17 protein-coding genes are annotated in these 18,499 nt (G+C 36.9%); 10 read left to right on the forward strand and 7 right to left on the reverse strand.

All coding sequences use genetic code 11. The features are described 5' to 3' along the window. Window positions 1–132: 132 nt before the first annotated feature. The 3 genes from FAZ15_RS02005 to FAZ15_RS02015 form a co-directional block, all read right to left on the reverse strand. Window positions 133–768 (reverse strand): uridine kinase family protein, encoded by a 636-nt coding sequence (locus FAZ15_RS02005; RefSeq protein ID WP_136899611.1) that lies wholly within the window; start codon window positions 766–768, stop codon window positions 133–135. Window positions 769–782: 14 nt separating this feature from the next. Beyond that, a complete protein-coding gene (locus tag FAZ15_RS02010) occupies window positions 783–1,712 on the reverse strand; it encodes a LysM peptidoglycan-binding domain-containing protein (RefSeq protein ID WP_136899613.1) in 930 nt (309 codons plus the stop codon). Between the two features lie 131 nt (window positions 1,713–1,843). Further along, window positions 1,844–2,596 carry a hypothetical protein gene (locus tag FAZ15_RS02015; protein ID WP_136899616.1) on the reverse strand — a complete coding sequence of 251 codons (753 nt, stop codon included), beginning with the start codon at window positions 2,594–2,596 and terminating at the stop codon, window positions 1,844–1,846. 16 nt (window positions 2,597–2,612) lie between these two features. Here FAZ15_RS02015 and FAZ15_RS02020 point away from each other — a divergent pair, with 16 nt between their 5' ends. After that, on the forward strand, window positions 2,613–3,968 hold the full coding sequence (locus FAZ15_RS02020; protein WP_136899618.1) for an NfeD family protein: 1,356 nt from the start codon (window positions 2,613–2,615) through the stop codon (window positions 3,966–3,968). A gap of 39 nt (window positions 3,969–4,007) precedes the next feature. Here the strand turns inward: FAZ15_RS02020 and FAZ15_RS02025 are convergent, their stop codons facing one another. Continuing rightward, complete coding sequence (locus FAZ15_RS02025; protein ID WP_136899620.1) at window positions 4,008–5,921, reverse strand: ABC-F family ATP-binding cassette domain-containing protein; 1,914 nt, start codon at window positions 5,919–5,921, stop codon at window positions 4,008–4,010. Between the two features lie 51 nt (window positions 5,922–5,972). On the opposite strand from FAZ15_RS02025, the gene FAZ15_RS02030 reads away from it, so the two are divergent. Then, window positions 5,973–7,004: a quinone-dependent dihydroorotate dehydrogenase gene (locus FAZ15_RS02030; protein WP_136899622.1), complete on the forward strand. Its 1,032-nt coding sequence runs from the start codon at window positions 5,973–5,975 to the stop codon at window positions 7,002–7,004. Between the two features lie 49 nt (window positions 7,005–7,053). Here FAZ15_RS02030 and FAZ15_RS02035 read toward each other — a convergent pair whose 3' ends face one another. Continuing rightward, entirely contained in the window at window positions 7,054–7,932 is an 879-nt protein-coding gene (locus FAZ15_RS02035) for a PPK2 family polyphosphate kinase (protein WP_136899624.1), read from the reverse strand. Window positions 7,933–8,089: 157 nt separating this feature from the next. Between FAZ15_RS02035 and FAZ15_RS02040 the strand changes: the two genes are divergently transcribed. From FAZ15_RS02040 to FAZ15_RS02055, 4 genes are all read left to right on the forward strand, one after another. After that, window positions 8,090–8,695, forward strand: a complete 606-nt coding sequence (locus FAZ15_RS02040; RefSeq protein WP_136899626.1) for a hypothetical protein — start codon at window positions 8,090–8,092, stop codon at window positions 8,693–8,695. Next, window positions 8,689–9,417 carry a DUF3307 domain-containing protein gene (locus FAZ15_RS02045; protein WP_136899628.1) on the forward strand — a complete coding sequence of 243 codons (729 nt, stop codon included), beginning with the start codon at window positions 8,689–8,691 and terminating at the stop codon, window positions 9,415–9,417. The genes FAZ15_RS02040 and FAZ15_RS02045 overlap by 7 nt, the downstream gene beginning before the upstream one ends. A 70-nt stretch (window positions 9,418–9,487) precedes the next feature. Then, on the forward strand, window positions 9,488–10,654 hold the full coding sequence (locus FAZ15_RS02050) for a serine hydrolase domain-containing protein (RefSeq protein WP_136899630.1): 1,167 nt from the start codon (window positions 9,488–9,490) through the stop codon (window positions 10,652–10,654). Between the two features lie 131 nt (window positions 10,655–10,785). Beyond that, window positions 10,786–11,307 carry a hypothetical protein gene (locus FAZ15_RS02055; protein WP_136899632.1) on the forward strand — a complete coding sequence of 174 codons (522 nt, stop codon included), beginning with the start codon at window positions 10,786–10,788 and terminating at the stop codon, window positions 11,305–11,307. A 2-nt stretch (window positions 11,308–11,309) separates the two neighbouring features. Here FAZ15_RS02055 and FAZ15_RS02060 read toward each other — a convergent pair whose 3' ends face one another. Both FAZ15_RS02060 and FAZ15_RS02065 read right to left on the reverse strand, forming a co-directional pair. Then, window positions 11,310–12,383, reverse strand: coding sequence for an EamA family transporter (locus FAZ15_RS02060; protein WP_136899634.1), 1,074 nt, complete (start codon window positions 12,381–12,383; stop codon window positions 11,310–11,312). A gap of 1 nt (window position 12,384) precedes the next feature. Further along, window positions 12,385–12,864 (reverse strand): Lrp/AsnC family transcriptional regulator, encoded by a 480-nt coding sequence (locus FAZ15_RS02065; RefSeq protein ID WP_136899636.1) that lies wholly within the window; start codon window positions 12,862–12,864, stop codon window positions 12,385–12,387. Between the two features lie 256 nt (window positions 12,865–13,120). Here FAZ15_RS02065 and FAZ15_RS02070 point away from each other — a divergent pair, with 256 nt between their 5' ends. From FAZ15_RS02070 to FAZ15_RS02085, 4 genes are all read left to right on the forward strand, one after another. Next, window positions 13,121–16,042: an FAD-binding and (Fe-S)-binding domain-containing protein gene (locus tag FAZ15_RS02070; protein WP_238387119.1), complete on the forward strand. Its 2,922-nt coding sequence runs from the start codon at window positions 13,121–13,123 to the stop codon at window positions 16,040–16,042. A gap of 45 nt (window positions 16,043–16,087) precedes the next feature. Beyond that, the gene (locus FAZ15_RS02075; protein ID WP_136899638.1) at window positions 16,088–16,711 is read left to right on the forward strand and encodes a hypothetical protein; all 624 of its coding nucleotides are present in this window, start codon (window positions 16,088–16,090) and stop codon (window positions 16,709–16,711) included. A gap of 73 nt (window positions 16,712–16,784) precedes the next feature. After that, window positions 16,785–17,660, forward strand: a complete 876-nt coding sequence (locus tag FAZ15_RS02080) for a hypothetical protein (RefSeq protein WP_136899640.1) — start codon at window positions 16,785–16,787, stop codon at window positions 17,658–17,660. Between the two features lie 28 nt (window positions 17,661–17,688). Beyond that, the gene (locus tag FAZ15_RS02085) at window positions 17,689–18,495 is read left to right on the forward strand and encodes an alpha/beta hydrolase (RefSeq protein WP_136899642.1); all 807 of its coding nucleotides are present in this window, start codon (window positions 17,689–17,691) and stop codon (window positions 18,493–18,495) included. Window positions 18,496–18,499: the final 4 nt, after the last annotated feature.

An 18,499-nucleotide genomic window follows, 5' to 3' on the forward strand; every position in this document is an offset into this window, starting at 1 on the left:
AATGCAGCATGAAAAATCACCAAAAGGATTTAGACCTTTTGACGATTCAGTAATATCGACCTGATTAATAGTAGATTCTAACTCGTACAGCAAATTCATGCTACAAAGTTAGTTATTTAGAATTAATTTAAATTATAATAATTGTAATTTTTCTCTCAAATCGTCAGAAATTATATTTGTAGCTTGATGAATTAATAGGGGATCGTCTGTGTTATTTATTAATACATTGTCACAAATATCCCTGTAGGGAAGTAAATATTGATTGTAGGAAGGAGCGACATGCTCTATCCATTTATACATGACATCATCTTTGTCATAACCTCTCTCAATGAGATCCCTCTTTAGACGACGTTCTAAGGCTACAGATTCTTCTGCATCTATAAAAATACGATAATCCAATAGGTCATTAATTTCGGTATAATGGAAGATAAATAGTCCTTCAACAATCAAAATTGGTGCGGGTTTTATTTCCAGTATATTAGGTTTGATATTTGGGTTATTAAAGGTGTATTCTTCTTTGAAGACAGTTTTACCATCAAAAAGATCTTTTATGTCATGGAAGAATGCTTCTCGATCTATGGATGTCGGTAAGTCAAAATTATATAAGCGATTTTCTTCCCGTGTCTTGGTATTAGCCGGGATATAATAGTCATCTTGGGAGATTAATGTGATCTCATCCACGGCAAAATGATTCAAAAAGCTCTTTAAAAAGAAAGTCTTGCCGGATCCACTACTACCAGCAATACCAATTACATAAGGTTTGTTCATAAATTATCTGAATTTTACTCGAGTGGGATGCCATATGTAATTTCTATTTGAAATTTTCGGTCTAATGCACCAATAAAAGACGCAGCCGATTTGGATAATACAACAATGGCATCTTGGGTATCCGCATTATCAGCAAATTTACCGACCACTTTTGCAAAGGTAACATTTCGTGTCATGGGATTCGTAATTTTTAGAACGGTGCCTACGGGTGCGGTCTTGTGCAATGCAAGATTACTCTGACCATCTGACTCTAAATTTTCCATCCATACACCGATTCCTTTTTCCTTTTTCTCGCGGATACCATATTTGTTTGGCTTAAAGTCAGAATCGTCAATGGGTTGATGTTGCTCTATAATAATGGGAACTTCTATCGGTTTTTCGACTATAGGTTCAGGCAGATCTCCATTAGGTATTTTTAACAGCTGTCCTTCACGTAAACTGTCAGAAGTAAGGCCATTTATTCTTTTGATATCATTGACATTTGTGCCAAATCTTCTTGCGATAGCATATAGTGTTTCGCTTTTTCCCACTTTGTATTCCGTCAAGATATCTTGTAGGTTGACCAATATTTGCTTTGGGTCGTTATTGATTTCTTTTTTGTTGGATGGGGGTATAGCAACTACGGCGGGGGGAGTTGCAGAAACAGCTCGGCCACGAGGTATTTTTACGGTATCTCCTACACGGAGATTCTTTTTGTTATTAGCCTCCATGATGTCTTTTACCACAACGTTATATTGTCGACCTAACTGGTAATACGTATCCTTGGGATTGAGTTTATGAATGACATAGCGCTGTCCATTGATTGTCTCCGTACCGACGGAGTCGGGCGCTAAAGAATGGAAATTAGAATGCTCTTCTGCTTGAATTGAAGTGGAGCTAACTGCACTAAATAAGAGTAAAAATGTTATTTTATGAAACGTGTTAAGTGTTTTGTTTTTTTTCATTCAAATAAATTGTTGTTCTATCGTTTGTTTTTTTATTGCATCAATGAGCTCGTACTCGGTTGCATCTACCTTCAGCGGTAGCTCAAGTTCCTTTGTCGAGTAGCAGCTCATGAAGGTTTCATATCATGCAATTATACTAAATACGCTACAATTTCTTGTTTAGTATTTGATAAAAAGAAAATATAGTCTTCGACTTGAAAGTAGGGTTGAGGGATTAACTTTGTTAAGTTATCTAGAATAATTTTTGTGTCAAAAATTTCCGATCGAGATGAAAGGCATAAATGAAGATTATATGAGTCATGCGCTTTGGTGTGATATGCCCAAATAAAATTGTTTCTGATAGGTTGGAGCCAAATGGTGTCTTCAACCGCAAGACTTTGCATAAATTTCGGTAATTTTCCAGTATAAGGAAGAGGGTAGTGGACATGGATTAAGGGATAATTCAAAGGTGTAATAATGCGATTCTGGATTTCGCCAGTTTGGATATTGATGTAAAAGTCTAAACCGGATGGAATGGAACGATGAGCCGCTTTTATATATCCCTCAAATACATCGTGTAATATATATTCCATTCCTGTATAAATAATATTTTTTGAGGGGATATGAACAATTTTGATACCTTCTTTAATAGGTGTATTACTTCCAAATTGCTTTAATATCATGTAGTCGCCTTGTACGGCTTCTAAAGTCCATTCTTTTTCTTGTTCTATAAATGAATGAAGCAAATCTTGCCCCCTGAAATCAAAAACAGCGAATGTTGGTCTGGTATTATCTGGGTTTCGATATTCGATGGCTATACATTTTTTAGTGCAGTCTACCTCGATTTTCCATATTGGATAAGGAAAAGATTTTTCGAATGCTTTATTAATCGTATATTTAGTCATTATTGTAATACAAACTATGCTAAACAAATTTACGAAAACCTTTCTTTTGATTCTCCTTTTTATTGGTTTAAGTGTAAATTCTTCCTTTGCACAGAAGATTTATAAAACAGATCTAAAAGAAGATGTAGGTCCAAACTCATGGCGTATTATTAAAAATTCGTATGAACAGGCGAAGCAGGAAAAAGCTGACTATTTTTTAGTTGAAATGAATACCTTCGGCGGAGCGGTTAATTTCGCTGATTCTATACGTACGCTGTTGTTAAATGCCAATATGAAAACGATCGTATTTGTAAATAATAATGCGGCATCTGCCGGTACTTTAATCTCGTTGGCTTCTGATTACATCTATATGCATAGAGGCGCCTCCTTGGGGGCTGCTAGCGTGGTCAATCAGCAAGGGGAAATTATGCCGGAAAAATACCAATCCTATATGAGAGGATTGATGCGGGCTACAGCTGAGGCAAAGGGACGGGATTCCAAAATGGCAGAAGCTTTTGTCGATCCGAATGTTTCTTTACCGCAATGGAAGGAGGATGGACAGGTTTTAACGTTCACGGCCTCTGAAGCGGTAAAGGCAAATCTTGCCAAAGCACAGGTAAAAGATATGAACGAAATTTTTACGGATCTATCCATTTCCTTACCACAGGTGAGTACTCACAAATTAACATTTATAGATCGGATTATTGGATTTTTAATTAATCCAATGATTAGCGGTCTGCTTATTATGGGGATAATAGGAGGTATTTATTTCGAATTACAAACGCCGGGAATTGGTTTTGCATTGGTATTGGCACTTATTTGTGCGACGCTGTTTTTCGCTCCGCTGTATTTACAAGGGCTGGCAGACAATTGGGAGATTGCTTTATTTGTTATCGGTGTACTATTGCTGGTGTTGGAAGTGTTTGTCGTGCCTGGATTTGGGGCGGCCGGTATACTCGGTATTATATTTGTATTATGTGGATTGGCTTTCGCGATGTTAGCCAATGATTTTTTGGATTTTAAAATTTCTAAACCTGGATTATTAGTGAATTCCTTTTTGATAGTTGTAAGTGCTATGATATTTTCAGTAGCGCTACTGGTTATTTTTGGTAGAAATATCATGCGGTCGTCGGTATTTAAGCGTTTGGTTTTGGAAGATGAGCAAACTGCTGAGTCGGGCTATACATCATCTGTTCCCAAAGTAAATTTGATCAATAAGAACGGAGTAGCTAAAACCGTTCTCCGCCCGTCGGGTAAAATTGAAATTGATGGGATATGGTACGAAGCTGTTGCGTTGGATGGTTTTATTGAGGCTGGAGAGCCGATTTATGTCGAAAAACATGAAAACTATAGTTTATTTGTAAGGAGACTTGAAGATAAACCAATAGTTTAACAAAGAAGCGGCGTGATGTTTTCATGCCGCTTCTTTGTTTTAAGATTCCAAATCCATTATTTCTTCAGCAAGTTGTTCCCACTTCTTTTGAAGTTGATCGTATTCGGCTTTAGTAGAGTTATATTTTCGTGTGTTTTCCTGTAATTTTATAGCATCTGAATAGATTTCTTCCTTTGCTAATAATATTTCCAAATCCTTTACTTCTTGATCTTTCGACGTGATTTGACTTTCTAGTATAGCAAGTTCTTTATTTTTCTTTTGCAGAAGCTTTGTTCTGTCCTCAGAGGGTGCAATTTTTTCTTTTTTAGGTTCTTCCTTAACTACCTTTTTCTCTGTCTTATCAGAAGGTTTGATATCACGTTTTGCGTTCCATTCTTCATATTCTTGATATGTACCGGGATATTCCTTGATTTCTTTATCTTCAATAAACCAAATTTTATTGGCTACATTATCTAGGAAATAACGATCGTGAGATACGACAATCAACGTGCCTTCATATTGTTGTAATGCCTGAATAAGGATATTTACGGATTGCATATCCAAATGATTGGTGGGCTCATCAAGTGCGAGGAAGTTAGCGTCTGCTGTTAAGGCTTTGGCTAATGCTACTCTCGATTTTTCTCCTCCTGAAAGTACTTTTATCTTTTTGAAAGCATCATCTCCCGAGAATAGAAAACAACCAAGGATTGAGCGCAGTTCTGTCTCCGTATGTTTGGGAGCGAAGGCTTGCAACTCACTGATAATGGTGTTTTCGAGGTGGAGTGCTTCTAATTGATGCTGTGCAAAGAACGTTTGAGAGACATTATGACCATGCTCTGATTTTCCTTCATATTCTGAATCAGCACCTGCAACGATCCGCAATAGTGTGGATTTCCCTTTACCATTGGCTCCGATCAAAGCAATTTTATCGCCCTTTTCGATTATTCCTCCAGTATTTCTTAAGATTTCTAGATTAGGATATGATTTAGAAATATTTTCCAGTGTAACCACGTGTCTTCCGGAAGGCTTTGAAAACTTGAAACTGAAGTTGACGGTAGGATTATCATCATCTACATCTTCTACTCGCTCCATCTTATCCAAAGCCTTGATACGAGACTGCGCCATTTTTGCTTTGGAAGCTTTTGCACGAAAGCGCTCGATCAAGCGTTCTTCTTGTTTGATCTTAGCTTGTTGATTTTTGAATTGATTGGACTGAATTTCGCTCCGTAGCATTTTCTCTTCCAAATAGAAGCTGTAGTTTCCGGCATAAAGAGTTAATTTTCCTTTACGAGACTCTACGGTTTTCTTAATGATACGATCTAAGAAATATCTATCGTGAGAAACTATGACAATTGCACCTTCAAAGGCTTGTAAGTAGTTTTCTAACCATTTGATAGAAGGTAAATCCATGTGATTGGTAGGTTCATCCAACAAAAGTATATCGGGGGTTTGGAGTAGTATCCTGGCCAACATGACACGCATACGCCAGCCCCCAGAAAAAGTAGCTAAAGGTCTTTTCTGCTCTTCCTCTGAAAAACCTAAACCTGCTAAAATTTCGTGCGCACGGAACTCGATGCTGTATCCATCAAGGGCCTCAAATTCCATTTGCTTATCACTTAGTTTGTTCAGGATATCATCTGAGTAGTCTGTTTCTAATTTTTTAAGAAGATTCTCTATTTCTGTATGTAATTGATTTTGGCGTTCAAATGCCTCCATCGCTACGTGTAGAATGCTTTTGTCAGAATGGTAAGACAATAAGTCTTGGTTTAGATACCCAATTTTTAAGTCTTTGGCCATAGATATAGTACCTGACGTAGGTGTATATTGACCGACTATCAATCTTAATAAGGTTGATTTACCAGTACCGTTTGCACCTATTAGCCCTACTTTGTCACCTGGTTTAATATGCCAGTTTGCCTCATCATATAATGCCCGAGACCCAATTTCAAATGTTAAGTTATTTATTGATATCATTTCGGATGCAAAAGTAATGAAATTTCTTCTTCTTTGGCTACCTTTGCACATATGTATAAATTAGTTAAACCTTTGTTCTTTACGATGAACCCTGAAAAGGCGCATCACACGGTTACTGGAGGATTAAAAACGTTTTCAAAAGTTTGGGGTTCCAAAGCGTTATTGAAAGCCATATATACGGTAGAAGATCCGAAACTGGAAAGAGAGGTTTTTGGACTGAAGTTTAAAAATCCAGTTGGTCTGGCTGCTGGTTTCGATAAAAATGCAGAGTACATTGAAGATATGGCCAAATTTGGTTTTGGTTTTATCGAAATAGGAACGGTAACACCTAAACCTCAACCGGGAAACGATAAGCCTAGGATGTTTCGTCTGGTAACAGATGAAGCCTTGATCAATAGGATGGGATTTAACAATCAGGGCGCTGATGTGGCAGCCGGTAGATTGAAATATTTGAAAAATCGGGATGGCGTAATCATCGGAGGTAATATCGGCAAGAATAAGATTACACCTAACGAGGAAGCAATAAACGATTATATCTATTGTTTTCACGCATTGTACGACTATGTGGATTATTTTGTAGTGAATGTAAGTTCGCCGAATACACCGGGATTACGCGATTTGCAGGAGAAAGAGCCGTTGAAACATATTTTGAATACGTTACAGGATTTAAACAATAAAAAAGAAAAAGCAAAGCCAATTTTATTGAAAATTGCACCCGATTTGACGGAAAGCCAGTTGGATGATATCGTGGAGATCGTATTGGAAACAAAGATTGCGGGGGTAATAGCTACAAATACAACGATATCTCGTGATGGATTGAAAAGTGACCCAACTTTGGTCGCAGAAATGGGAGGGATAAGCGGCAGGCCGCTAACAAAACGTGCAACAGAGGTGATCCGTTATCTTTCTATAAAATCCAATAAAGCCTTTCCTATTGTTGGCGTGGGCGGAATCCATTCTGCAGCGGATGCGATAGAAAAGTTGGATGCCGGCGCTTCTTTAATTCAATTATATACTGGATTTATTTACGAAGGTCCCGGGTTGATCAGAGATATCTGTAAGAAATTGATAAAAAATAATTAATATCTAGGGCATCACATTGATGCCCTAGATATTAATTGAGAAATGACGTCTATTTTTCGGATTCTAATCGTTTTCTATAGGTATGTATATGTTTTTCAATATCTTCAGCTAGTTCGGGATATTGAATGTCTTTATAGTTTTTGAGCTCGTCCAAGATTGTTTTGGCGACTAAGTAACGACTGATGTCTTTGTTGTCTGCAGGGATTATATACCATGGGGCATTCGATTTTGAAGTACGCTGAATGGCTTCTTGATAACTTTCCATATACTTGTCCCAAAGTTCGCGCTCTTCTAAGTCGCCAGGTGAAAATTTCCAATTGTGATCTTCTTTTTCTAATCTTCTTAACAATCTTTTTTTCTGCTCCCCTTTGCTGAGGTGTAAGTAAAACTTAAAAATTATTGTTCCATTTGCCGATATATGCTCTTCAAAATTGTTGATTTGTTTGTATCTCTTTTCCCAAAAATCTTTAGGAAGATCTTCTGTTTTTTTGATTTCAGGCATATTTTCATTTAAGAGGTATTTGGGGTGTACACGAGTTACTAATACATTTTCATAATGTGTACGGTTGAACACACCGAATTTCCCTTTTTCGGGTAATGCTATTACATGCCTCCATAAGTAGTCGTGCTGTAATTCCTTATTGCTGGGTGTTTTAAAACTACTCACCACTACTCCTCGTGCATTGAATTTTTCAAATACTTCCCGGATGAGCGAATCTTTACCTGCCGTATCCATGCCTTGTAGACAGATAAGTACACTATATCGATTATGGGCGTACATCACATCTTGGAGTTGAGCAAGTTCTTTCCGTATGCGTTTTAATTCTTTTTTCGCCTCTTCAGGTGCTATGGATTTACTGATATCTGTTGGATAATGTTCCATGTTGAATTTACTATCCGCTGTTAGTTGCTTTTTTAATCCGCTCATAATGTTATAACTTGATGTTACAAGATATTGTTTTTGTGTTAATTTTTAAAATTTATCTCTGTTGTTATATATTATCAAAATCAGTGATAATTATGATTATTATTAATTTTGATGATATTGCTAATTATCACTATATTTGATAATAATATTAGATGAAATGGAAAGAATTTACGCTATAGTAACCGGTGATATTGTCAAATCGAGAAATCATAATGCCAAAGTCTGGCTACCTGTACTGGAAAATTCGCTTGAAGAATATTCTACTAATTTTGATATATTTAGAGGGGATAGTTTTCAGGCGGAAGTTGAATTAGAAAAAAGTTTCGAAATATTGTTTTATATTAAAGCTAAAATTAAGAGCATAAGCCAGCTTGATGTAAGACTTGGATTAGGTTTTGGCAGCATTGAAAATTTAGATAAACACATTAAAAATTCTACTGGAGAAGCATTTATAAATTCAGGAGAAGCATTTGATGAATTGAAAAAGGAATTAATGAATATGCAATCTCCTTGGAGGGAGTGGGATGTCCCGATCAATTTAATGTTGCAACTATCAACCGAATTAGCCAATAAATGGACTGAAAATATGGCTGAAAGCGTGGCTGCAACATTCGAGAATCCGTTAGCAAATCAACAGGAATTAGCTAATATATTACATCGGAAATATCAAAGTCAGGTTAGCACTGAACTGAATAAAGCTAGCTTTATGAAAATCAAGAAAGTAATCGAATATTGTACTCATGAATTATTAAAGCAATGTTAACCGTATTTTTAAAATTATTACTTTGCCATATATTGGGAGATTTTGTTCTACAGCCAAAATCATGGGTAGCTAAACGTAAAGATAAAATCGGGTATTTGTTTTTACATGTGGCTACACACCTGTTTTTACTCACTACACTTTTTAGTAACGATTTAGAAAACTGGTGGCCTAATGTATTGTTTATTACTTTTGGGCATCTGGCAATAGACAGCCTGAAGATTTGGTGGGAGCGAATGTGGCCTTATATGCCTGTGCTCTTATTCATTGTTGATCAAATTTTGCATATCGCGTTATTAGTTGCAGTTATTGTACATGTGTATGGTATTCCGGATCAATGGGGACAATTGTTTTTCACAGATAGATCGCTTCTTTATCTAATCGCCTTTCTACTGGTGACAACAGTAAGCCCTATTTTCTTGCGTGTCTTTTTTAGTAAATGGAATAAGGAAAACGATTTTTATACGAAGCGAAAAGATACGTTAATGGACGCCGGGATGTTGATAGGCATAATGGAAAGATTAATCATCGTATTGTTTATTCAGGTCGGTTTTCTTTCCGGAATTGGTTTTTTGCTGGCAGCGAAATCTATCTTCCGTTTCGGAGATTTGACCAATGCGAGGGATACTAAATTTACTGAATATATATTGGTGGGTACACTTGCAAGTTTTGTGATAGCAATAGCTATCGGATATGGCTTAAGATTTAGCTTACAGTTTGTTTAAATACCATGAAAAATATTAATGAATAACCGAGTTCACCTAGACAGGGGCGCTCGCGAAGTAACTTATATGTATGAAAAATAAAGTAACATTATTTTTTTTGTTCATTCTTTTGGGACATTTAGCTATTGCTCAGGATATTGTGGCGGATGGAATAAAGTCCATTGCAGAAAAATATAATGCCATAGGAATCGCATATGCGGTTGTAAAAAAGAATAAAATTATTAAAACAGGCGCCATCGGTTATAAGAATTTGGAAACAAAAGAATCTTTAAATTCGGAAAACTTGTTCCGGATAGCATCCATTTCAAAATCATTTACAGCGACTGCGTTAATGCAGCTTGTGGAAAATGGAGAAATTTCGCTAGATGATGACTTTGGAGATTTAGTTGGTTTTCCTGTTCGTAACCCCGCATTTCCGGACCAGGTGATTACGCTGAGGATGGTACTTTCGCATACATCAAGTATTAATGATGCGAATGGATATTTTAACCTGGATGTTATCAATCCGAATAAGAGTTTGGATTGGAGAAAAAGCTATAATAGCTATAGCCCCGGCACACAGTACGAATATTGCAATCTGAATTTTAACATGGCGGGTGCCGTATTGGAACGCTTAACAGATAAACGTTTTGATCAATACATTAAACAACAAATTTTAGACCCACTAAATCTTGATGCAGGATATTGCGTAGATTCGTTAGATAGTGAGAGATTTGCCTATATATATGAATACGATCGTGAATTAGAGCACTTTAAAATTCAGTCTGCGGCTTACAATCCACGTTCTGAGGAAATTAGTAATTACGAATTGGGGTATTCTACACCCGTATTTTCGCCTACGGGAGGTATGAAAATATCCGTAACAGATCTTGCAAAGTACATGGCTATGCACCTGAATTATGGTAAATATGCTGGCAAACGTATACTGCAAAAAAAGAGTGTTAAAACCATGCAAACGAAGGTGGCTCATAAAGAAGGATATGGACTTGCATTGTGCGAAGTAGATAATTTTATAGGAAACAAAAAGTTAATAGGACATACAGGGTCGGCTTATGGACTTTACAGTTCGATGTTTTTTAGTCCGGAGGAGAAGTTTGGAATTGTTGTAATTACGAATGGCGCGGTTTTGAAGTACGATAATGGACATGTAGCACTAACCAAAGAAGTGTCTAATTTTCTTTATAATTCTTTAATTGAAAAGCTGCGTGAGGTGCCGATCAATAAAGGAGGCAAATAACGAGTTCATACAAGTTTCATCGCCATAAAAAATAAAAATTTATCTGGATGAAAATAATGGTCGAATGATGATGTTGAAAATATTGGCTTATTTTTTGTAAATTTAGAATAACTAACTAAAATGTCATTTGTATGAAATATCCATGGATAGATGTAAAAAGAGCCAGTGTTTGTGTCTTCGTGATATTGATATCAGTATATGTTCAGGCACAGAGTTTGAATTTAAATGATGTTAGAAGAGATTTTAATAAGGGAGTGAAAAATGAAGATTTGTGCGAAAAATATCATAAAACACTAGAAAAAGAAGCTGATACTCCGGTTGAAAAGGGATACGAAGCTGCGTTTCATATGTTTATGGCAAAACACACTTCCAATCCTATCAAGAAGATGAGCTATTTTAATGGCGGTAAAAAACTGTTGGAAAAACAGATCGCTAATAATCCGAATAACATAGAACTGCGCTTTATTCGATTATGTATTCAGTACTATGTCCCGGGTTATTTGGGATATAGTTCAAATGTAGAAGAAGACAAGATGTTTGTTATGAACAACCTATATAAGATGTCGGATGAAAATACCAAAGATATCATATATAACTACTTGAAAGGAGCGAAGATGTACAATGAAGAAGAGTTAGCTCTTTTAGGAAGATAGATTTAGTTTTTATTCTTCTCCTTTTCATTAAAATCCGCTACTTCTATAATTCGCGGTATACTACTCTTAGGGGCCATATATTTGAGACGTTTAAGCTTCTTGCGGTGTTTGATCGCTCTAAATGTCCTATTGTTTTTATACAGATTCCAATTCATTAATAGTACCGAAAATAATACGATTACCAATCCTGCAATCTGTAATGCTGTTACGTTATGGTTTGTAAAGAAGTGAACTAGTACTAGCGCTACAATGGGGTTGACATAAGCGTATGTGCTCACCTCGGTCGCCGGTCTTACTTGTAACAGCCATATGTATGAACTGAACGCTAATATAGATCCCATCAACGCAAGGTATGCCATGTACCCCCAACTTTCTAATGGAACTTCGCTGGCACTAAATGACGTGTATTGACCATTAAGCAGCGCAACTATTGTAAATGCAACACCCGCTGTCACCATCTGCCATGCAGTCTTCACCATCACATTGAGCGAGGGCTGTTTCTTTTTAATGGCAGATTTATTTTTTTGATTGTATTTTGAGAATAATGATCCAATTGTCCAAGCCATAGTGCCAAAGGTAAGGACAGCCATAGCGATCAAATTTTGAGATTTCTCTGTGTCATCGCTTTGGGTGAATATCTGTTCTGCAAATAGCATTACGACACCTCCAAAACCGAATAACAAACCTAACACAATAGGTAGGCTGGAAAAATTTTCTTTCCATTTTGGTTTGTCGAATATGATAAACCAAATTGCGGTAGCGGCCGAGAGTATGGCAACAATACCGGAGGAAATATACTGTTCAGCCCAAATGATAGCCGCCATGTCTACGAATAATAATAGAAAACCTACAAACACAGCTTGCTTTATATCTGCTCGATTGATGATCCGATATCCTTTCAGTCCGCAATAACCCATTAACAATGCACCGGCGATAATAAAACGTATAGAGCCCAATACGAAGGTAGGGAAAGAATGTAGTGCCTTTTCTATAAAAAAGAACGTAGATCCCCAAACAATGTAGACGACAAGATAGGCAAAAACGATATTGCCGGTAGATGGATTTTTTTCCTCCATTTTATTCTTTAGTTGGAATGACTAATTTTTGTTCTTCTTTAATTGTTTCCAATACAATGGTTGTACGTGTCGACAATATACCTTCTATCTTTCCTAGCGTATTGCGCATAAGATCTACTAAACCTGAAGAGTCATTTGTTCGAACTTTTATTAGATATCCATCATCCCCGGCGATGTCGTGCACTTCCTGTACTTCGGGTATTTCTGCTAAAAGGTAGGCTACACCCTGTTCCCCGATGATATCGGATGTCTTGATGAAAATAAAGGAAAGCAGGTTCTGGTCTAATGCAAGTGGGTTTATCTTAGCATTATACTGAAGGATAATTTCTTTTTGTTCCAATTTTTTTACGCGTTCCAGGATAGCAGACGGAGCCATACCTAATTCTCTTGCAATATCTGCATTATTTGTACGTGCATTATTTTGCATAATGCGTAAAATTTGATAATCAATGTGATCCAGATTGTATTCTAATTTCGCCATAATTCTGCAAAACTAGTAATTATTAGAATAATATTCAATTATTTTATTTTATAATGAATATTGTTCTCTTGGTTAATTGATTTTGGAGATTTATCGTTTTAATAAAAGAGTCTGCATGATGATATAAAAAACGAGAAAATACTTGCGTCTTTTTGCGTTTTTTATATTTAAATCGACTTAAATTAGTATTTATTATTACTAATATACATAAAAAATAACTTACTTTAATTAGATTTGTTTATTAAAACCATAAGACGTGTCAATACAACTATCTTTAGAAAATTTAGCTAAAACCTTGTCGGGTGATTTGTTTTTTGATTCCGCCGATCCTAAACATCAAATGATACGCTTGGCATACGCAACAGATGCTTCCGTATATCAGGAATTACCTTTGGCAGTTTCTATTCCACATCATAAAACGGATTTACAGCAGTTGATTGCATTTGCCGAAATGCATCACCTCACGTTAATTCCACGTACTGCCGGAACCTCTTTGGCTGGGCAGGTAGTTGGCTCGGGTATTATCGTGGATGTTTCTAAGTTTTTTAATAAAATATTGGAGATCAATGTGGAAGAAAAGTGGGTGAGAGTCGAACCAGGTGTGATACGGGATGATTTAAATGCCTTTTTAAGAGCTTACGGATTGATGTTTGGTCCTGAAACTTCGACAGCTAGTAGAGCGATGGTTGGGGGTATGATAGGAAACAATTCCTCCGGTTTACATTCTATCGTCTGGGGGGATATGCGTCAAAATCTCGTATCGGCCAATGTGCTTCTTAATGATGGTTCTGAAGTTGTATTTGAAGAGCTTGATGAGATGAATTACTTTAATAAATTAACATTAAAGTCAAGAGAGGGAGATATTTATCGTAATTTGAATGAAATAATAACAGATAAAGAAAATATAGAAATAATCAATTCAGGTTATCCAAAAAAAACACTAACACGCCGCAATACAGGATATGCTTTGGATTTTTTAGTTGATACATCTAAACCGTTTAATCTGTGCCATATATTGGCCGGGTCCGAGGGAACTATCGGCATTGTTACGGAGGCGAAGTTAAATCTTAGACCGCTGCCGCCAACCCAAATAGGGCTTCTTTGCGTACATTTTACTGATATGGTGGAGTGTATGCATGGGAATGTAATAGCGTTACAGCACCGGCCAGAAGCTTCTGAATTGGTGGATAAGTATATATTGGATTTTACGGTAGGACACCCGACTTATCAATATAATCGTTTTTTTATAAAAGGAGATCCGCAGGCGCTGTTAATTGTCGAATTTAGAGGGGATACTTTGGATGAAATTGAGCAGAAAGCTATGGCGCTTAAGGATGATCTGGTGAAGAAAGGATTAGGCTACGCTTATCCTTGGGTTACGGGTGTACGTGACACGAATTTGGTGTGGGACGTAAGAAAAGCCGGATTAGGGCTAATCCGTAATCTTCCCGGTGATAACCAACCCGTCAACTTAATAGAAGATTGTGCGGTGTCACCAGAAGATCTACCCAGTTACGTAGCTGATGTACAGCTTCTTTTGGAAAGGGAAGGTGTGCACGCGTCTTATTATGCGCACGCGGGTGCAGGGGAGTTGCATATTGAACCTTTTATCAATTTAAAGACATCTGAAGGAAAACGGAAGTTTCGCTCTATTTTAGAACAGACAACGGATTTGGTGCTAAAATACAACGGATCGTTAAGTGGTGAACACGGAGATGGCCGTCTTAGAGGTGAATTTATCAGTAAGGTACTTGGTGATAAGGTATATGATTTATTGAAAGATGTAAAAAATATTTTTGATCCAAAAGGTGTTTTCAACGCCAATAAAATTGTGAATACACCTCCTATGGATACTTCTTTGCGTTACGATACCGTCCCAGACGATGGCGCTATAAAAACATATTTTGACTTTACGAAAGACGAAAGCATTTTGCGTCTAGCGGAAAAATGTTCGGGTTCAGGAGATTGTCGTAAATCGGAAATTTCGGGGGGAACCATGTGTCCGTCTTTTATGGCTACACGCGATGAAAAAGATACGACGCGGGCTAGGGCAAATATGCTGCGTCAGTTTTTAACCAATTCAACAAAGGTGAATCGATTCGATCATGAAGAAATAAAGGAGGTAATGGATTTATGTCTGAGTTGCAAAGGCTGTAAAACGGAGTGTCCTTCGAGCGTGGATGTAGCAAAAATGAAGGCTGAGTTTCTTCAGCATTATTATGATGCGAATGGTGCTCCATTTAGATCCAAGTTGATCGCTAACTTTACAAAGAGTCAGCAGCTTGGATCATATGTAGCACCACTATATAATTTCTTTTCACAAAGCCGTTTTTTTTCAGGTGTTATTAAACGAATCGTCGGATTTGCACCACAGCGATCATTGCCTAAAGTTCATTTTACGACGTTGAAGGATTGGGTGAAAAAGCAAGAATCGATTTTGAAACCGCGTCAGGTATATTTATTCTGCGATGAATTTACGGATTACAACGATACGGAAATAGGAAAAATCGCTTATAAACTACTGACCGCTTTGGGGTATCAGGTGTTGATTCCTCCACATAAAGAAAGTGGAAGAACTTATCTTTCTAAGGGATTTGTCAAAGAAGCAAAAAAAATAGCTGAAATGAACGTGGAATTATTGAAAGATCTTGTTACCGATGATACACCCCTCTTGGGTATCGAACCTTCGGCAATACTAACTTTCCGTGACGAATATTTGACATTGGTAGATCGGGATCAACGTCAAACAGCAGAATCGCTAGCTAAAAACACATTGATGATTGATGAGTTTTTGGTATCTGAAATACAAAAGGGATTTATCCATACCGAACAGTTTACTTCTGACTCCCGTACAATAAAACTTCATGGACACTGTTATCAGAAAGCTTTTCACTTGGTAGGCTATACGGAAAAGCTTCTTTCGTTACCGATCAACTACAAGGTAGAGGTTATCCCCTCGGGTTGTTGTGGGATGGCTGGTTCATTCGGTTATGAAAAGGAACATTACGATGTATCGATGAAAGTAGCTGAACTGGTGTTATTACCAGCTGTGCGTGAATCGAGCGGAGACGTATTAATAGCTGCCGCGGGGACATCTTGTCGACATCAGATCAAAGATGGCGCGAGAAAACAGTCTTATCATCCGGTTGAAATATTATATAATGCTTTGTTAAAATAAAAACAATCTTTACATTTAGCTGTTTTACAATAAAATGAAATAATTATGAAAGGTATATATTCTATTGTCGGATTAGGTATGGTAGCGCTAGTACTGACAAGCTGTAATAGTTCGTCTGCTGACAAGCAAAAAACGTCTGAACGTACGTTGGAAGTATTTACGAATGATGTTAATGCAACAAAACAGCAATTTTTCTTGAGATTGGTGGATGAGCAACAAACAGATTCTTCTGTGATTTATAATGCAAAATCAGTTTTTGAAGACGATACGGTAGGTTTACAGGTTGAAATTTTGAAAAATATCGAAGCTGGTGTAACTTCTGATGGCAAAATTGATGAAAGCAAAGGATTTGTGAAAGGATCTATTAAATTATCTTCAATAGGGGTCTACTCTGATAATCTGGTTAAAGCTTTAGGTACCATCTTCCAATTACCGTCTTCGGGAAAAATGACTAACCAAACTATTGATCCACTGGTTTTTTCGTCAAATAAAGTGCCTGTGGATTTGGCAAAACAAAGTACATATAGTTTTAAGTTTTTTTTGGACAATTCAGTTGGTACGGAAGCAGAGCTATTTGCTGTGGTGGATACCTACCGCAAGTCATTTGAGATGTCGGAAAAAGATTCTACCTTTCGAGCACATCTCATTTCCGCATTTGAAGGGCAATAGGTTAGAGCCTAATATTTTATAGCAAGGTTAGTGTTTTTTTTTGTACTAACCTTTATTTTTGTCATATTCACGGATGATAAGATTTAATGTGAAATTTTTCTTGCTTTACCTCTGCTTTGCTATACATTATTGTGCTATAGCACAGGATTCAATATATGAGAAAAAAACACTCGGAAAAATTTTGAATTCAAAATTAGGGGAAATTTCCGGAATAATTCCTTCTGCTACCTGTCCTCATCATTTTTGGGTACATAACGATAGTGGAGATAACGCTACTATTTATTTAATAGATACACTATGCAATCTAAGGTGTCAATTTAATCTTGAAAATATCAAAGCTGTAGACATTGAAGATATTGCATGGTTGAAAATTGATAATATACCTTATATATTGCTGGCTGATATTGGAAATAATAAAAGAGATAGAGAAATCCTGTCATTTTATTTATTCGAGGAACCAAAATTTTCAGGAGATCAAACCGTTGTTACTGTTGCAAAATCGTCCATTAGGGAGATAAAAGTTAGGTACGCTGATAAAAAAAGAGATGCTGAAGCTGTATTTGTCGATCCTGTGGATAATCAAGTATATATAATTTCTAAGCGCGATCTAAGGGTGGGTGTATTTGATTTTAAAATTCCTCCAATAGCAAACCACGTTTTAACGCTGGATGCTAAGCTTACCCTGCCCTTTACATTTGCTACCGCCGCTGATATATCTCGTGATGGTCGACAAGTATTAATTAAGACCTTGACAAATATCTACCATTGGAATAGAAATTCGAATAGTAGTATTATTGAAACATTGTTGGCATCTCCTGTCGGGATTCCTTATGAAGTAGAGCCCCAAGGAGAGGCTATTGCTTTCGATCCGCATAGTGCTAATTTTTATACGATAAGTGAGCGTCCTTTAGGATTGGATTCTTATCTTTATAGGTACGAAAAAAGATGAAAATGAAGCTATCATAATTTATATACAAATGAAAAATATTTCCTTATTACTTTTATTTGTTTTTGGTGTCGGCACCAATGTGTTTTCAGCCCAAGTAGATACCGTGGATGTGTATTCAGCCGCTATGCATAAGAATATTAAGACCGTAATCATCCGGCCCGAGGGAAATAAAAGCCCAGCTCCAACCCTTTATCTTTTGCACGGATATTCGGGAAACTATTCCAACTGGGTGAAAAATGCCCCATATATAAAAAATCTAGCTGACTTTTATGGGTATAACGTCGTGTGCCCGGATGGAGGTTTCAATAGTTGGTATTGGAACATCGAGGGAGACAACAATTATCAATACGAAACGTTTGTAAGTAAAGAACTTGTTGAATTTGTGGAGAAGAACTATTTAGCACGTACCGGACGTGAGGCGCGCGCAATTACCGGATTAAGTATGGGAGGACATGGAGCACTATATTTAGCAATTCGTCACCAAGATGTTTTTGGCGCAGCGGGAAGTACAGCAGGTGGGGTTGATATCAGGCCTTTTCCGAACAATTGGGATATGGCCGCTAGACTTGGTACCTATGCGAGTAATAGAGAAGAATGGGATCAGCATACTGTAATGGAGTTGATTCATCTTATCCAACCTGGTAATTTGGAGCTTATAATTGATTGCGGTACTGGTGACTTTTTTTATGATGTAAACGTAAAATTTCACGAACAACTTACTTATATGAATATTTCTCACACTTTTATATCTATGCCAGGCAAACACAATTTCGACTATTGGGCGAAATCCATTAAATTGCAAATGGCATTTTTTGATGATTTTTTTCGCACCTAGTTTG

The sequence above is a fragment of the Sphingobacterium olei genome, assembly GCF_005048855.1.
Classification (GTDB): domain Bacteria; phylum Bacteroidota; class Bacteroidia; order Sphingobacteriales; family Sphingobacteriaceae; genus Sphingobacterium; species Sphingobacterium olei.

Bases quoted from the DNA above. Each gene is read 5' to 3' on its own strand.
- FAZ15_RS02015 (WP_136899616.1), bottom strand. From the start codon at position 2,596: ATGACTAAATATACGATTAATAAAGCATTCGAAAAATCTTTTCCTTAT.
- FAZ15_RS02045 (WP_136899628.1), top strand. From the start codon at position 8,689: ATGTTAACCGTATTTTTAAAATTATTACTTTGCCATATATTGGGAGAT.
- FAZ15_RS02035 (WP_136899624.1), bottom strand. From the start codon at position 7,932: ATGAGCGGATTAAAAAAGCAACTAACAGCGGATAGTAAATTCAACATG.
- FAZ15_RS02025 (WP_136899620.1), bottom strand. From the start codon at position 5,921: ATGATATCAATAAATAACTTAACATTTGAAATTGGGTCTCGGGCATTA.
- FAZ15_RS02050 (WP_136899630.1), top strand. From the start codon at position 9,488: ATGAAAAATAAAGTAACATTATTTTTTTTGTTCATTCTTTTGGGACAT.
- FAZ15_RS02065 (WP_136899636.1), bottom strand. From the start codon at position 12,864: ATGGCGAAATTAGAATACAATCTGGATCACATTGATTATCAAATTTTA.
- FAZ15_RS02040 (WP_136899626.1), top strand. From the start codon at position 8,090: ATGGAAAGAATTTACGCTATAGTAACCGGTGATATTGTCAAATCGAGA.
- FAZ15_RS02005 (WP_136899611.1), bottom strand. From the start codon at position 768: ATGAACAAACCTTATGTAATTGGTATTGCTGGTAGTAGTGGATCCGGC.
- FAZ15_RS02085 (WP_136899642.1), top strand. From the start codon at position 17,689: ATGAAAAATATTTCCTTATTACTTTTATTTGTTTTTGGTGTCGGCACC.
- FAZ15_RS02080 (WP_136899640.1), top strand. From the start codon at position 16,785: ATGATAAGATTTAATGTGAAATTTTTCTTGCTTTACCTCTGCTTTGCT.
- FAZ15_RS02030 (WP_136899622.1), top strand. From the start codon at position 5,973: ATGTATAAATTAGTTAAACCTTTGTTCTTTACGATGAACCCTGAAAAG.
- FAZ15_RS02010 (WP_136899613.1), bottom strand. From the start codon at position 1,712: ATGAAAAAAAACAAAACACTTAACACGTTTCATAAAATAACATTTTTA.
- FAZ15_RS02055 (WP_136899632.1), top strand. From the start codon at position 10,786: ATGAAATATCCATGGATAGATGTAAAAAGAGCCAGTGTTTGTGTCTTC.
- FAZ15_RS02075 (WP_136899638.1), top strand. From the start codon at position 16,088: ATGAAAGGTATATATTCTATTGTCGGATTAGGTATGGTAGCGCTAGTA.
- FAZ15_RS02020 (WP_136899618.1), top strand. From the start codon at position 2,613: ATGCTAAACAAATTTACGAAAACCTTTCTTTTGATTCTCCTTTTTATT.
- FAZ15_RS02060 (WP_136899634.1), bottom strand. From the start codon at position 12,383: ATGGAGGAAAAAAATCCATCTACCGGCAATATCGTTTTTGCCTATCTT.